Source organism: Fervidicoccaceae archaeon (genome assembly GCA_038878695.1).
Classification (GTDB): Archaea; Thermoproteota; Thermoprotei_A; order Sulfolobales; family Fervidicoccaceae; genus JAVZVD01.
This window is the reverse complement of record JAVZVD010000002.1, coordinates 165956-181351: the sequence shown is the minus strand read 5'-3', so window position 1 is coordinate 181351 and position 15396 is coordinate 165956. Positions and strand designations below refer to the sequence as shown.

Annotated in this window: 12 protein-coding genes; 5 read left to right on the top strand and 7 right to left on the bottom strand. The window is 62.1% G+C overall.

The features are described from left to right. Nucleotide 1: 1 nt before the first annotated feature. The 5 genes from QXU97_04320 to QXU97_04300 form a co-directional block, all read right to left on the bottom strand. Complete coding sequence (locus QXU97_04320) at nt 2–1138, bottom strand: DNA double-strand break repair nuclease NurA (GenBank protein ID MEM4035819.1); 1137 nt, start codon at nt 1136–1138, stop codon at nt 2–4. Beyond that, nucleotides 1138–3909 carry an SMC family ATPase gene (locus QXU97_04315; protein ID MEM4035818.1) on the bottom strand — a complete coding sequence of 924 codons (2772 nt, stop codon included), beginning with the start codon at nt 3907–3909 and terminating at the stop codon, nt 1138–1140. Before QXU97_04315 ends, QXU97_04320 begins: the two co-directional genes overlap by 1 nt. Continuing rightward, entirely contained in the window at nt 3906–5108 is a 1203-nt protein-coding gene (locus QXU97_04310) for an exonuclease SbcCD subunit D (protein ID MEM4035817.1), read from the bottom strand. The genes QXU97_04315 and QXU97_04310 overlap by 4 nt, the downstream gene beginning before the upstream one ends. Before the next feature lie 118 nt (nt 5109–5226). Continuing rightward, entirely contained in the window at nt 5227–5790 is a 564-nt protein-coding gene (locus tag QXU97_04305; GenBank protein ID MEM4035816.1) for an isochorismatase family cysteine hydrolase, read from the bottom strand. Between the two features lie 132 nt (nt 5791–5922). Further along, a complete protein-coding gene (locus QXU97_04300) occupies nt 5923–6423 on the bottom strand; it encodes an Lrp/AsnC family transcriptional regulator (protein ID MEM4035815.1) in 501 nt (166 codons plus the stop codon). Nucleotides 6424–6538: 115 nt separating this feature from the next. Here QXU97_04300 and glnA point away from each other — a divergent pair, with 115 nt between their 5' ends. From glnA to QXU97_04280, 4 genes are all read left to right on the top strand, one after another. Next, nucleotides 6539–7891 carry a type I glutamate--ammonia ligase gene (glnA, locus tag QXU97_04295; protein MEM4035814.1) on the top strand — a complete coding sequence of 451 codons (1353 nt, stop codon included), beginning with the start codon at nt 6539–6541 and terminating at the stop codon, nt 7889–7891. After that, nucleotides 7891–8154 carry a hypothetical protein gene (locus tag QXU97_04290; GenBank protein ID MEM4035813.1) on the top strand — a complete coding sequence of 88 codons (264 nt, stop codon included), beginning with the start codon at nt 7891–7893 and terminating at the stop codon, nt 8152–8154. The genes glnA and QXU97_04290 overlap by 1 nt, the downstream gene beginning before the upstream one ends. Nucleotides 8155–8228: 74 nt before the next feature. Continuing rightward, nucleotides 8229–8402 (top strand): hypothetical protein, encoded by a 174-nt coding sequence (locus QXU97_04285; GenBank protein ID MEM4035812.1) that lies wholly within the window; start codon nt 8229–8231, stop codon nt 8400–8402. Between the two features lie 287 nt (nt 8403–8689). Then, on the top strand, nt 8690–9538 hold the full coding sequence (locus QXU97_04280) for an FkbM family methyltransferase (GenBank protein ID MEM4035811.1): 849 nt from the start codon (nt 8690–8692) through the stop codon (nt 9536–9538). 1374 nt (nt 9539–10912) lie between these two features. Here QXU97_04280 and QXU97_04275 read toward each other — a convergent pair. Together QXU97_04275 and QXU97_04270 are read right to left on the bottom strand one after the other, a co-directional pair. Beyond that, nucleotides 10913–12187 carry a glycosyltransferase family 4 protein gene (locus tag QXU97_04275; protein MEM4035810.1) on the bottom strand — a complete coding sequence of 425 codons (1275 nt, stop codon included), beginning with the start codon at nt 12185–12187 and terminating at the stop codon, nt 10913–10915. Nucleotides 12188–12810: 623 nt separating this feature from the next. Beyond that, entirely contained in the window at nt 12811–13956 is a 1146-nt protein-coding gene (locus tag QXU97_04270) for a glycosyltransferase (protein MEM4035809.1), read from the bottom strand. Nucleotides 13957–14195: 239 nt separating this feature from the next. Here QXU97_04270 and QXU97_04265 point away from each other — a divergent pair, with 239 nt between their 5' ends. Beyond that, the gene (locus QXU97_04265) at nt 14196–15377 is read left to right on the top strand and encodes a glycosyltransferase family 4 protein (protein ID MEM4035808.1); all 1182 of its coding nucleotides are present in this window, start codon (nt 14196–14198) and stop codon (nt 15375–15377) included. The last annotated feature ends 19 nt before the right edge of the window (nt 15378–15396 follow it).

Sequence of the window (15396 nt, the reverse complement as noted above, 5' to 3'; positions counted from 1 at the left end):
CTCAGGGCTCCAACACCTCCCTGCCCGTAAACTCCGTCGAGAGGCCCAGCGCAGTCACCACCCTATCTACCTCTTCGTTGTATATGTGAGATTCGCGGTCCACGAGCTGGAGAAGCGTCGGGTAGCCGCTCGGCGACAGGGCGGAGAGCAGAGGCAGGACCTCTTCGAGAGGTCTCCTCGAAGAGCTCGGGCCGATCAGGTCGATCCCGAGCACGGGGCCTCCCGGCGCGAGCCTCACGTAGCCTCTCTCGGCGATCACCCTCTCGGCCGCGCTCCTAAGGCCGCAGTACCTCGGGAGGAGACCCGCTCCCAGCAGCTCAGCGAGACTGCTCGGCTCCCCGACTCGGCAGTAGCCCGACGACTTCGTCGAGACGTGCAGCACGTACTGGTCGGGGACCGAGGCCCCAAAGAGCCTGTTCGAGCGCCCGGTCTTCGTGACGAAGACTAGGCTCGCTCCTCGCTCCGCCACGGCGTCGAGCAGGAGCTTGAGCGACGCGGCCTTCTCCGCGGCCTCGACGAGTCTTATCTCCTCCGCGAGCTCCTCTCTCGCTCGCTCGGTCGAAGCCAGCTCCTCGATCAGAGGCTTCGAGACCATGGCTCTCGGGCTGCCCGAGGCCAGGTCGCGCTCTATCTCCGAGGCGAGCTCCTCGCAGTCCGGCACGAGGCCCCCGCCTCGGTCGAGCTCCACCAGCTTGACGTGAATGGGCCTAGCCGCGAGAGACTCCACGCTCCCGTCCGCGAGGATCAAATCCGATGAGCTCGCCGAGGCGAGCATCAGCTTGACCTCGGCCACTTGCCTGTAGAGCGTTAGCCTCTCGCCGACGTTGCGGGGAGGGAGCATGACGTCCACGTCTATGATCCTGCGCCTCCTGAGGGGCTCGAGCGCGAGGCTCGGGAGCAATCTCGCAGACTCGGAGTAGGCCTTCACGACGTAGACCTCTAGCGAGAGCAGGGACCTCCTGTTGCTCCCCCCGTCGACTGCCGAGACCACCAGGCCTTCGGGTCTGGGGAAGCGCTCCAGCTCGGGGAGAGGCCTCCACTTTACGCCGACTCCTCGGCCCCCCTCCTCGAGGAGCCTGGCTATCTTCTTCTCGAGCTCGCCCCTCCTGGCCGCCAAGACCTCGAGGAGCTCGCTCATCAAGAGACCTCGGCCTCCAGCCTCCTCGCCCTCGACGCTCCCCCGACTCTCTCGACCAGCACCACCGAGTCCCCCACCTCCTTCATGTCGTCCTCGTGGGTCACGACGATGAGCTGAGGTATCACCCTGCCTCCCTGGAACTCCGAGAATATTCTAGCGAGGGCCGTTCTCCTCTCGTCGTCGAGATGGATCGTCGGCTCGTCCAAGACCATGAAGCCGAGGACGCTCTTGCCGATGAGAAGCTCCTCGACGGTCCTTCTGAGAGCCAGCAGGAACGATATCGCGGCGGCCACGCTCTCCCCCCCGCTCAGCTGAGAGAAAGAGGCGGACCCCCTCGGCCCCAGGAACCTCAGGCTCAGGTCCTCTCCGATCTCCACCTCTCTGTACTCTAGGTCGAATAATTGAAGGAGCCTATTCATCTCGACCTCGACCCTCTTCAACGCGTATCTCCTTATCTTCGCCGGCAGGCCCTCTCTGTGAAAGAGGCCCCTGAGCCTCAGCAGAGCCTCGAGTCTCCCGCCGAGCCTCGCCAAGCTCTCCAGGTCCTCCCTCGAGGCTGACAGATCGGCCTCGAGCGACCTCAGCTCATCCTCGCACCGCCTCAGCTCGCTCTCGAGCGAGGCGATCGAGCCCGCGAGCTCCCCCGCTCTCGACGAGAGGGCGTCTAGCTCCCTCCTGAGTTCTCGGTGCCTGACCTCGTCGTATTTGAGGGACTCGAGCTGAGAACGGAGAGAGGACAACTCGGACTCGAGCCTCTCCAGCCTCCTCCTCCTGCTCTCCATCTCGCTCGCGATCTCGGAGTGGCGCCTCAGCCTCTCCCTGAGCGCTCTGGCCAGCTCCTCGAGCTCCCTCGCCGATTTCTTCTCGACCTCGGGCCTCAGCTCCGGCGGCATGAGCTCGAGAAGCCTCGAGCGCTCTCCGGCGAGCTCCCCCGAGAGCTCGGCGAGCTCCCCCGAGAGCCCCTCGGCCCAGGCCGCGACCTCGCGAGCTCTCGCGACGAGCTCCCCGACTTCTCCGACCTCGGGGGCTCGAGCGAGCCCCAGGGCCTCGCATCTTCTGAGGTCCGTCAATAGAGACCTCGCGAGCTCCCCGACCCTCTCGAGGACCTCGAGCCTCCTCCTGAGGACCTCCTCTCCCCCCATCTTAGACGCCTCGGACGCCCTCCTGGCCGCTTCTTCGAGTCTCCTCGAGAGGTCCGAGGCCTCGGCAAGCCTCGACCTGAGCTCTCTGAGAATCTCCCTCAGCTCTCCTAGCGAGCTCCTCGCCTCCGCCAGCTCCCTCTCCCTCGGCGCAAGCCTGCTCGACGCCTCCTCGAGCATCCTACGCCTCCTCTCCTCGGTTAGGAGACCCCCGCACACCACGCAGACCCCCCTCGCGGCGCTGACCCTCTTGCTCTCCAGCGAGCTGACCTCGCTCACGAGCCTCTCGACGATCTCCTCCGCTCTCCTCTCGAGGAAGTCGGCGAGCTCGCCGTAGGCCTCGAGATCCGTCGGCGGGGGCCCGGCGTCGGCGGTCGCGCCCATCTTCTTAGCAGCCTCGGCCGCTCTCCGCGCGAGCTCCTCGAGCTCTCTCCTCACTCTGTCGAGCTCTCTCGAGAGCCTCTCGGCCTCGCTCCGCGAGAACTCGAGCTCTCTCAGAGCTCTCTCGACGGATTTCGATAGAGCGGAGAAATCCTCGCTGACCGCCAGGCCCTCGGACTCTAGGATCTCGACGAGAGACCTCAGCTCGATCGCCTCCTCGAACGCGGGCGAGAGGGCCCGCGAGAGAGCTCCGAGCCTCTCGAGCTCGGCCGAGACCTTGGCGAGAGCCTCGATCCTCTCGAGCTCGGCCTCCCCCACGAGGGGGGCTCCGAGGGCCCTCAGCCTCTCCTCGGCTCTCGCTAGAGCCTCCCTCTCCGCGGAGACCTCCCGCTCGAGGGTGGCTATTGAGGCCTCAAGCTCCCTCGCTCTCCTGCCTCTCTCCTCGACCTCCTCCAGCTCTCTCCTCAGCTCCTCGCGCCTCCTTTCGACCTCCTCCAGCTCTCTCCTCAGCCGCCTCGCGCCCTCCTCGATCTCCCCCCTCCTCTTCTCCAACTCCCCCCTCCTCTTCTCCCTCTCTCGCAGAATCCTCTCGCCTCTCTCGAGGTCCGTTCTCAGGGACCTCAGCCCCTCCTCGGTGACTCTATAGGAGGGGGAGCCGAGGGCCACGGAGAGCGCTGAGCTCTTGAGCTTGGGGGCCTCCAGCGATAGCTCCCCGAGCCTCTCGTAAGCTAGCTCGTAGTCCTTCAGGCCCAGCTGCTCGTTGACCCAGTCCTGGAGCCTGGCTCCGGGCCTGCTCAGCATCGATATGATCTCCGCGAGGCCTCCCTGAGAGACGACGCAAGTCCTCAGGACTCTCTCGAGGGCCGAGGCCCCTTCGGGTCCTAGAGCGAGCACCCTCTCGGCCAGAAAGCTCGTGGTCTCCCTCGCGCCGCGCGCGACGAGCTTTCCGTCCACTTTGAGCTCATCGAAGGAGTGCTGAGGCCTCCTCCCCCTCCCTCTCGCGATCTCGACGATCCCCCTGTCTCCGCGCAGCCGAACTCTGACCTCGAGCGGTCTGCCTCGATTATTGAGCACCTCCTCGATCTTCCCCCGGAGGAGCTCGCCCAGCAGAGCGAAGTAGAGCGCCTCGACTATGCTGGACTTACCGGCTCCGTTCTCGCCGATGATCACCGTGAGCCCCTCTCCCAGCTCGATCTCCGAGGCCTCGTAGTAGCTCCTGAAGCCCTCGAGCCTGATCCTCTCGACTATCACGCCCCCCTCCTCCCCCCGCTCTCGATCAGCTCGAGGTAGCGCTCGACCTCGACCCTGCACTCGTCGGCGCTCCTGCGCGAGGCGAGGCAGGCTTTCAGCTCCACGAGAGCTCTCGCCAACTCCTCGCTCAAGCCCAAGATGCTCGACACGACCTCGACCTCGCTGCGCGACTTCGAGGCCGAGAACGAGACCGGGCCGAGCTCGATCATCTTCTCTCTCAGCACGAGCCTGTAGTCGAGCACTCTGCCGCGCAGCATCTTCTCGATCTCGGCCCTCGCTCTGTCTCTCTGCCCGCTCTCCACCTCCACCTCGAGGAAGACGAGAGGCCTCCTACGCTCGAGAGCCCCGAGCTCTCTCCCTAGCAACGTCAAGACCTCGCCGAGCTCCCCCTCTATCGCTATTTGAGGCCTCACGTCTAGGTCCACCCTCTCGATCCTCGCCTCGTCGCCCGAGAGATCCACGAGGTAGAAGCCCTTGCCCTCTCTCCTCCAGCTCTCTATTTCTCCTCTGTTCAGCACGTCGATGCTGCCCGGGTAGGCCAAGAGGGCCCCCTCCTCGGTCCTCGCCCAGGCTCTGGCGTGGAGATGGCCTAGAGCGTAGTACGAGAAGCCGCGGGGCAGATGAGCTCGAGGCAGGCTGGGCTCGAACTCCGAGCTCATGAAGCCCTCCACCGGTAGATGAGCCGCGAGGACCTTGACTCCCTCCTCGGCCCTCGCCTCGCGCTCGTAGCGTGCGAAGAGGCCTCTGTAGTGCTCGAGCCTCTGAGGAGTCCTCGGGTAGGCCGGAGCCCCGTAGAGCACCAGAGTCGAGCTCGAGGTCCTCACCTCGAGCTTGTGAGGTCTACCGCTCGAGCCGGGGGGCCAGAGGACGACGAGCCCCTCGACGAGCAGGGGGGCCACCTCGAGCACGCTCACGTCTCTCCTCGTCTTGACGAGGTCGTGCTCCCCGGCCACCGCCACGACCTTGACTCCTCTCTCCTCGGCCACCTCGAGGGCTCTCCTGAAGCGCACCAGGGCCTTGTTGGGGGGCCTCGGCTTATCGAAGACGTCGCCCGACAAAACGACTAGGTCCGCTCTCTCCTCGAGGACCGCCCTTCTCACCGCCTCCTCGAAGAGCGAGTAGACGTCCTCCTCGCGCTCCTCTAGGGAGAGCTGAGCGTAGCCCAAGTGCGTATCGGCTATGTGAGCTATCAACGGCACGGCGCGCACCGGCGGCCCGTCTCGGGGGAGATCCTCGACGCTGCGCTCGAATTTAAACCGGTCGAGCTAGCTCGACTGACTGGGGCTTCGGCGATCGGCGTCTCGCCCCCCTTCGAGCTCAGGCCCTCGCCCTCTCTCCCTCGACCATCGCGAGGAACTCGTCGACGGTCACGATCTTCGCCCCGTAGACCTTCTCCATGTACTTGAGGCCCCACTCGTGGTCCTCGTCGGTGAAGGCCTGGACGGCGTCTCTGAGCACGATTACCTCGTATCCTCTGTAGAACGCGTCGGCGGCGGTGTGCTTCACGCATATGTTCGTGTGAAGGCCCGCGAGAGCCACGGAGGCTACGCCGAGCTCTCTCAGGAGGAGATCCAGGCCCGTCTCGAAGAACGCGCTATATCTCCTCTTCTCGACCACGTAGTCCGCGCTCGTAGGCTCGAGCTCTCTGACCACGCGAGCCCCCTCCGTCCCTCTCACGGCGTGGGGGCCCCAGAGCTTGAACTCGTGATCTACGCCGGGCACGTGCGCGTCGTTGGCGTACACGACGGGGACGCCCAGCCTCCTGGCCCTATCGAGGAGCCTCTTGAGGTTGGGAATTATGGAGAGAGCTCGCTCGCACTTGAGAGAGCCGCGCACGAAGTCCTCGAGCATGTCTATGACCAAGACCGCGTATCTCGGCAATCCAACCGCCCTCCTCGCTCTCTCGTCTAGATCGCTATTAAAAGGTCTCGCGATTCTCTCACGCGACTCTCCAGACCTCGCTCTCTCCGCCGACGATCTTCGAGGCGGCGAGGCCCGAAGTTCGACTCGACCTCAAGCGCCGCGCCCGCTCCTCTCGCGCTCGACGAGGGGGCGGCTCACGTGCGGCTCGTCCTTGACCACTCTGAGCACGAGATTCGTGACGGACCTCCTCACGTGGGGGTTGCCGAGGGTCCTCTTGATGAACGAGTCCAGCTCCGAGACCGATTTGAAGACGCTTATCGCTGCCACGTCGTATTCTCCGGTCACGTCGAACACGATCCTAACGTTGGGCTCGGAGGCGAGGGCTCTCTCGACCTCGGCTATGTGAGCTCCGTCGACCTGGAGCAGCGTGAGGGCGCAGACGTCGTAGCCTATCTTCTTGTAGTCGATCAGAGCGGTGTAGCCTCTGATCACGCCCTCGGACTCGAGCCTCCTCAGCCTGCTCAAGACGACGGAGGGAGATCGGCCGATCTGCCTGGCTATCTCGCGCAGGCTCGCTCTGGCGTTCCTCCTGAGGGCCTCGATTAAGGCGAGGTCCAGCTCGTCGACCTCGACAGCTCCCCGATCGGGCATTCGGCCCCTCCTCGCTCGGTGGGTGGCCATCTTAGAATAAATGTTTCGATGCCCGACCGTCATCGTTTTTTACGCGTTCTGAGCGAGCCGTTAGAGAGCGGAACGGTGCCTCGACTTGAGCGGGGGATCCCAGAACAAAAGATACGAGAGGGTCCAGCTGCAGTACTGCGACCTCGCCGGCTACCTCAGAGGGGTCGAGGTCCCGGCCGAGGCCCTCGAGTCGTCTAGGTTCCCCGCCTCCTTCGATGGGAGCAGCGTCTGCGGCCTCGCCAGAGTCGAGAGGAGCGACCTGCTCCTCGAGGTCGTCCCCGAGACCCTGAGGCCCATACCGTGGCAAGAGAGGGCGGCGAGGGCTCTCTGCAGGATATACGAGCCCGGGGGAATCAGGCTCGAGAGAGATCCCAGGCTCGTCGCCGAGAGGGTGATCGAGCACTTGGCCGAGCTCGGGATGAGAGCGGTGGTCGGGGCCGAGGTGGAGTTCTTCCTCTTCAAGTCTCTCAGAGTGCAGGTCGAGCAGCTCCACAGAGGCTCCGGCTACTCGATAGAGCACCTCCTCGACTCCCAGGGCTCCTACCCGATTCAGCTCAAGAGGTCCTACCACAGCGTCGAGCCGACCGACCCCCTCATGGACTTCAGGCTGGATCTATCGTCGGCGCTCGAGCTCCTCGGCTACGGAGCCGTGGTGTCTCACCACGAGGTCGCGGCCTCTCAGATCGAGCTTTCGCTGCGAGCCGGAGACCCCGTGTTCGTCGGAGACGAGGTCCTGACGACGAAGTGGGCCGCCAGAAACTTGGCCGGGAAGAGGGGGCTGACCGCGTCGTTCCTCGCGAAGCCCGTCTACGGAGACAACGGAAGCGGGATGCACCTGCACTTCAGCCTCTGGGCCCTCGACGGCTCCAGGAACCTCTTCGCCGACGAGGAGGGGGGGCTGAGCGAGCTCGCTCGGAGCTTCGTGGCCGGAGTGCTCGAGCACGCGAGGAGCCTCTCGGCTCTCGTGGCCCCGACGACGAACAGCTACAGGAGGCTCGTGCCGGGCTACGAGGCCCCGGTCTACGCGGTCTGGGGCTACTACAACAGGACGGCGGTCGTCAGGGTCCCCGCATCGAACGGCCCGTCGAGGACGAGGATCGAGTTCAGAGCCCCCGATCCCACGGCGAATCCTTATCTGGCTCTAGCCGCCACGATAATGGCCGGGCTCGACGGCGTTAAGAGGAGGCTCGACCCCGGGGACCCCCTCGAGGTCAACGCCTACGAGCTCAGCGAGGAGGAGAGGAGGAGGCTCGGCGTCGGGACTCTTCCGTCGAGCCTCGGCGAGGCCCTCGACGAGCTGGAGAGCGACAACGACTACCTGAGGCCCGTGTTCTCGAGGGAGCTCGTCGAGGCTTACGTCGAGCTGAAGAGGAGGGAGGCGAGGGAGGTGGAGTCGAGGCCCCACCCGTACGAGATTTATCTCTACGCGGGCCTATAATGCCGGGGCCGGGCTTGGGCTCCGTCTCGATAGAGAGGAAGAGCGACAGGTCCACGAGGGTCTGCGCCGAGGTCGAAGGCTACGTCAGGATATGTCTAGAGCTCCAGCTCGAGCCCCTGAGCGAGAGGGCCGAGGAGAGGCTGGCGGAGCTCCTGGAGCTCTACGAGGGGGTCATCGTCAAGAGCTTCGAGAGAGCTCTCAGGCTCTCGGAGGCGCTGGCCGAGATCGCCGCCAGGCCGAGGAGCTCCGAGGCCTACATGTGAGCGCGGAGCAGGCTGCCCGAGGCCGCTCCACCCCTTAAAACGGCGCGGAGCGCGAGGAGAACGGGGGGAGCTCCTTGAGCGGGAGAAGCAGGAGGATCAGGCAGGCCATCTGGGGCGGAGCGCTCCTGATAGGCGTATCGGTGCTGCTCTCGATGAACGCGATCTGGCCGTGGATTCTGAGCCTATTGGGGGCTGCGTTGATACTCGATGCCGCACTCGCGGGCGGAGCCTCGCGCGAGGAGGTCTGAGCCCCCTCTCATTGCGCTCGGCGAGTCTTCGCCGAAGCCTCTCGAACCGTCGCTCCGCGGGCTCGATTCCGGCGGGCGAGCCCCCCGGTGAGCGCTCGCGCTCTATCGCTGGGTCACCACCGTCGAATTTCACGGGCTCGATCAATTATCAAGTCGGTGAGCGAAAAGCGATCCCCGAATCCGGAGATTAAGCTTTTAATCGCGAGGATGTAATCCCGCTCCGCTCCATCGATCGAGCTGAGCAGGCGCCGGAAAACTTCCAGAGGCTGAGAGGGGAGCGAGGCGCGATGGTCGAGAGACGCGTGCCCAGCGCGCGCGGCTATCTTTTAATGTTAAAACTTAGAGCCGAGGCGGTCTCCCGAGGGCTCACCGTCGCCGATAAGACGCGGCTACTCCTCTGGGCCCTCGTAGATTCCATCCCGAACATCATCATACGTAGATCGGCATTTCTAGAGCATCTCGCTTTGCGCGTCAAGAATCAACTAGCAAAGCGCGCTACGCTCAACTTTGGCAAGTACAAACTACGTTGCGTAGATTCCGAGTGCATCGCTATAATTCACCATGAATTCGAGAGATGGATGTGGGATCATCTCAGAGTGTGCAGGGGCTGCGTATTCGTGGACGTCGGAGCCCACGTGGGGAAATACACCGTCCCAGTGGCGAAGATCGTCGGGGATGAGGGCCTGGTCGTGGCCGTGGAACCCCACCCCGAGAACTATGAGACCCTCGTCGAGAACATCGAGCTGAACGGCCTGAGCAACGTCGTCGCTCTGAACATAGCCGCTTGGAGCGGGGAGGGCGCACTGAAGCTGTTCATCGGGGACTCGGGAGGTCACCACAGCCTGAAGGTGAATCGCGGGCTGGGCTCCGTTGAAGTCAGAGCTAGGGCCTTAGACGACGTATTAGACGAGCTCGGAGTCGAGAGAGTCGATTGCGTGAAGATAGACGTGGAAGGTGCCGAGCTGGAGGTGCTCAAGGGGCTGGTCAAAACCTTAGAGAGATTTCGCCCGACGGTGATAGTCGAAGCTTGGGAGCCGGAGAGGATAAGGGAATTCGCTGAAGAGAGAGGATACGCGATGAGAAGGATATCTCCGGAGACGCCTCCGATATATTATGTTCTCGAGCCAATGAGATAAGCTCGCGCTTAGATCTTCCGTATAGACCTAGCTCCTACGCAGCTCCTGCGCCCGAGGCCCCTTTCTATCGAGAACCCTATGGGAATCTCAAGAAGGCCTCTCGGGAGGAGCGCGAGGCCTTAGAGCTTTTCAGTCTTTTCTGATTGATTCTCTCCTCCATCCCCAGGGACGACGCGCTCTATACGCTATAGCGCTCTATGCGCTCTGCTATGCGCGTACCTATACCGATGCGCGCGTCGTTTATAGCAGCTAGCAGCCTGCTGCCGAATTTTCGCGAGGGGATCCCTTCTCCCCCCTCTCGGGGGATCCCCTCGAGGGGATCCCGGTAGCTAGCTCGCTAGCTAGCTTAAGCAAGCTGCTAGCTTGCTCGCTAGCAAGCTGCCGGCAGCTTGCTGGCAGCTGCCAGCAGGCTGCTAGCAGCCAGCTAGCAGCTAGCTCGGGCTAGCCGCGAGCAAGCTGGGAGCTAGCTCGGGCCGGCTAGCGCTTCTCGAACACGTCGATTCGCTTTAACCGGGGGCCGCCCCGGATCCTCCGAAGGTGACTGCCCAAGCTCTCCGCCTCCGCCACCACCGCCCCCGGAGGTGACCCGAGACGGCCCGAGCACGAAATCTCAGTCTCTCGGTTAAATGCTATTGCCTGCTCGATCGGCGGAACTCTCTGCGGGCCTTCGTCGCCGGGCAGCTTCTCCGAGAGCCCGGCGTCTACCTGGCCCACTTGGCCAGACTGGCCTCCGCCAGATTCCCCGGGAGCAGGTCGGCCCTCTATCAGAGGATCCGCCGGATCCTCCTCTCGATGGAGAGAGAGGGGGCTCATTCGCTTAGACAAATCGGGCGGCCTCGTCGTCGCGCGGCTCCTGCGAGTTGACCGGAATGCACTTGAGCGCTGCGAGGTGTGCTGACGCCACGTGTCTATCTAGACCATACTTCTTCATTAGATGTGCATAGGTGAGCCGCTGCATCCCAACCGGACTCTGAGCGCACCCAGGGCTGCGCTCTCATCGAGCCCACCTTAATCGACCCCGCTCGGCTCTGGGAGTCGACTTCAACTCGAGTATGCCTCAATGTGCAAGCACCTCCTTCCACCGACTCCACTCTAAGAACGTGGTATAGGCTGGTAGTGCGGGTTTCATCACCAGGTACTGCGATGTTCAAGCGCGACCGCGACTTAACCGTAGTACCAGGCCTCGTGCGGTGCGCTGCGATGGCTCACGCGCTCCACCGCGACGCCCCCTCATCGAGGTTTACGAGTCCCATGCACAAATTCGGGTAGACGAGTGAGCTCCTTCAATGAGCTTTACCGTCTCAGCCGTCCCAACTTCTCCAAATTACTTGGTGAGCTCTTTGCGTGAATAGTACGAGTGTGGAGAACGACTAATCATTTCTCGAGCATGACCCTCTTTATTAGGTTCGTTTCCTCTTGCATAATTTCATCCCAGCTCCTTAGTTGAGGTGGCTCGACCTCTACGCTTTTCGAGTCGAGGGTGTTCAGAGCCTCGGCGACTAACGCCTCCACGTCGCCCTCCCTTACGAGCCTTACTCCAGGACGCCCGCCGTAATACAGTCTCAGCGCAGGTATATCGTATGCTACCACCGGCGTGCCTAGATGTAGCGACTCCAATACGGCGTAGGAGAATGCGTCCGCGTGACTTGGGTAGAGCATCAGATTAGCCTTAGCCACGATTCTAAATCTCTCGGCCCTAGGAACGGCCCCGGTTAGGACAATTCTATCTTCGAGCCCGAGCCTCCTCGCGAACTCCTCCACTCGCACTCTCAGCCTATCGCTAACGTGCCCTGTTATAACGAGCCTCAGCGATGAGTTCCCTTTGCAAATTTCTCTGAACGCGTACAACGCTTCCACAAATCCCTTTAGGGCGTCCACGCGCCCGCCAAATACTACGTAGTTACCTTTTTCTCTAGCGCTCTCCTTTATTTTCGATATCAACTTTTCGTCCTCCTCGTTGAGCGAGACCCCCGGGTCCATGACGTAGAACTTGCCGAACGGCTCCCCGCCCATCTCGACGAAAACGGCCTTACTCACCGCTATTAACACGTCATAGCTTTCGAGAAGCTCTTCAGCGATTCTAGAGTGCGTCAGCAGCAACTCTAGTCTTGCCTTTAGTTTCCTAACGAGCTTAGCTACGTAGCTGTCTCCATATAGCTCATCGTACCAGAGCCTGAGGGCATTCGTGATGGCCTCCCTCCTACTCTCGTCGCGGTAGAAGAGTGGGAGTTGAAGCATCGCGAGAGAAGGGGCGTTGAGCTCCTCCTTTAGCAGCCTACCAATACATAGGCAATCACACGGCTCGTTTAAGACAACGATCGCTTTGGGCCTTGCCCTTAACTTATCAATTCTCAGCAACATTCTCAGCGCTTTAGGTGGGATGGCTAGGTACGTGAAAGCGAACCTACCATCGCCCAGGATCTTTAACCTCGCCTCAACCGGGTAAACGTCTTGCACCATGAGATCGTCCCTTAATAGCTGTAGCTCGTAGCGCGTAAACTTACGCGTAGCCGGTGTCACTAGGTTGACGTAGAAGTGCTTGGAGTACTCCTTGATAGAACGTGTAGACCTTAGGCCCCCGCCGGTTGGTACGACGTTTGGCGGCACTACGTCAGCTACTACGATAACATCGCTTTTCTCCAGGGTCACGATCGATCACGACCCCCTAAGGCGCCTATAGTTGTTCGTAGCCCTTATAGCCTCAGGCGTCATCGCCACAATCGGTGGAATAGCTCCGCCAGCTCGGTAAACTTCGTAAACTTCGTGATGCATTATTTAAAAGAAAAGGTGGGAATATGAAGACCCTCGGATGAGCTTAATTCTAACAATTTACGGAGCGATAGTTTTAATAGGCGCGGCTGCGGTTTGTCCGGCGAAGCGCGCATCGATATCCGTGAGCGTATTCGTGAATTGATGATATTGACGGGCGTATGCTCCGCGGTCCTAGGAAAGGACGTGGAGAAAAGGCCGAGGCCAGGCAGCGAAGTCCAAGCACGTGCAAGCTTGATCTCGAGACGTTCGAGCTCGAAGCCAGGGGGCGTACCCAGAGTCCGGCGTACGGTGATTCCCTGAAGAAGAACGACCTAGCGCAAAATAACGTAACAAAGAACTAAAAATTAGCCATCGCTGCGAGGATCCCGCCATGAGCCGGAGAAGGCTAGGCCCAGCTGAAACCCCCTCACTTGGGTCGACCCAGGCTCGATCGAGGTCGAACTAGTCGATGTTTAGTTTCGAATCAAGTCTCGACCCCGATCCTGAAAAAGACGCGGCCTTCAACGTGGCGCCGCGCTTCTCGAGACCCCCTCGACGATTTCCAAGAACTTCCGCCTGAAGAGCGGGGAGTCGAACTTCTTGGCGCGCTCGATGACTCGTTCACGGAGGTAATTTAGATCCCCAGCGCTCATCGAGTCTAGCCTCTCGATCGTCCTAGGGATCTCCCTCACGTCGATGTAGCCGAGCCTATGGTCCACCCCCGAGACCACGTCCGTCCAGAGCCCCCCGCCTCTGTAGACTATCGGGACGCAGCCCGCCGCCATGGCCTCGACCGCCGCTATCCCGAAGTGCTCCGAGCAGGGCGGATGAACGTAGTAGCTAGCTCTCAAGAGCAGCTCTCTGAGCTCTCTTCGCTCGAGGTCCGTTAGCACGTGGAAGTTCTCGGTCTTCCGGGAGCGGATTTCGCGCTCGATCGCGGCGAGGATGGCGTCCGCGTAGGTCGGTGAAAGCGAGGAGAGGGTCGAAGCGACGAGGTACCACTCGTAGCCTCGGAGGCGCTCCGCGATTCGCGGGAGCAGGTGGACCTTCTTCTCGAGGCTGATTCTCGAGGTCGTGACCACGATTTTCTCTTTCTTGCGGCCATCGTACTCGAAATAGCCGAAGTCCACCGGCGGATGCAGGACCCGCGTCTCGACGTCATATGCTCTCTCGACGATCCTCGCGACCCAGTTGCTATTGGAGAGAACGAGCTTCGGCCTCCCGAGGAGCCGGCTAGCTTCGTATCTCAAGAGGGCCTCGTAGAACGGACCGACGCGTCCCGCGCTCTTCGCGGTGTAAACACCGTGAAGATATGATACATCGGCGCCTCTGAGCGGCATACTGCTTTGAGAATCGATGAGGACCGCGTCGAAGCGCTCGGCCAAACGCTTCGCCGCGTCGAGGGCGCCCACTATTAAGCGCAGCGCTCGATAGCGCACAAATCTCCCGGTCCTCGCCAGAACGCTTTCAACGAAGTCGCGTACCTCGACGACCGGGAAATCTCCCTCGATGCCCAAGAGCTCAGCGCACTCGCTTAGGTTCTCGCGGGAGGTCGACAGGAAAACGACGCGCCAACCGCCCTCCTCGAGGGCTCTAGCCATCTCGAGGCTAACCTTTTGTCCACCGCCACATACTCCGAACAAATCCAGGAGGAGAGCCACTCTCACGCTCTATTCTCCGACCTCCGACGAGGGTCGGAGCTCCTTAATATTGAGACGCCCTCCATCCGCATCGGGCCGGCGCGGCTCGACGCGGGATTTAAGATCGGGGAAATTCTGACTCGATGGCGGGTTTTTCCAATTAGGTTAAAACTCGCATCACCATTTGGCTGGCCTAGAGGATCTCCAGGCCTTTTTATTTATCAGGTCCGAGCGAGCAGTCTAGAACCGCCTCGGGTGCCGCGAACGTGAGAGCCCTGGTCTTCCACGCGTTATTCGAGCTCGCCGGAGGCGTGGAGAAATTCTCAATGGAGCTCTGCAGAGCTCTGGAAGAGCTGGGCCACGAGGTCGAGATCCGGACCTTTGTGAGAGACAGAGAGGCTCTCGAGCGCTCGCTGTCTCTGCTCGAGCGAGGCTACGAGCCCAGGCTGAGAGCCTCTCCGACCCCCCTCCTCTACAACGCGCTCGACTCGATCCTAGAGGAGAGGTTCGTGAGGCTGAAGCGCCTGATCTTGGCCGAAAAGTTCCTGAGAGAGCTCGAGGAGGAGCGTCGCGGCTTCGACCTCGTCATCGACACCGGGACCAACGTCCCGACCGACGTGGACGTCTCTTACATCCACTACCCCACCGTCGCCCCAGGCTACGGCTCGGGTCTCCTGTACGACCTCTACCACGAGCTCGTCGTTCGATTAGCCAGGAGAATTGAGGGCTCGCCGAGGCTCATCTTGACGAATAGCTCCTGGACGGCCGAGAAGGTCGCGGCGCTCTACCCGAGAGCGCGGGGGAGGCTCGGGGTGCTCCACCCGCCCGTCGACGTGGAGTACTTCGCGGAGGCTCAGAGAGGAGGGAGAGAGAAGCTGATAGTCACGGTCTCGAGGTTCACGCCCGAGAAGAGGCTCGAGGACCTCCTGATCGCGGCGAGGGAGCTCTCGGGCTACGACTTCGTGTTCGTCGGCTCGGCCGGGAGGTACTCGAGGCCCGTCATCGAGAGGATGAGGAGCGCGATCGAGGAGTGGGGCCTCGGAAACGTCGAGCTCAAGATCAACGTCGACAGGCGAGAGCTCCGAGAGATCCTCGGGATGGCTAGGTTCTACGTTCATCCGCCCTACTCGGAGCACTTCGGGATAGCGGCGGTCGAGGCCATGGCGGCGGGCTGCGTCCCGATAGTCTACAGAGGCGGGGGGCTCTGGACGGACGTGGTCTCGGGGGTGGACCAGAGGCTCGGCTACATCGACGTGAGGGAGATCCCTAGGATCGTCGGAGAGCTCGAGAGCGACGGGGAGGAGCTGAGGCGCCTCGGGAGCAGAGCGGCCGAGGTCTCGAGGAAGTTCTCCTACGATAGGTTCAAGCTGAGGCTCGCGGAGTACCTGCGGATGATAGAGAGCGAGCCGACGCGGGGAAGCGCCCGAGCGTCCTCGCGCCGCGCCTAAAGGATGGCGAAATTCGGCG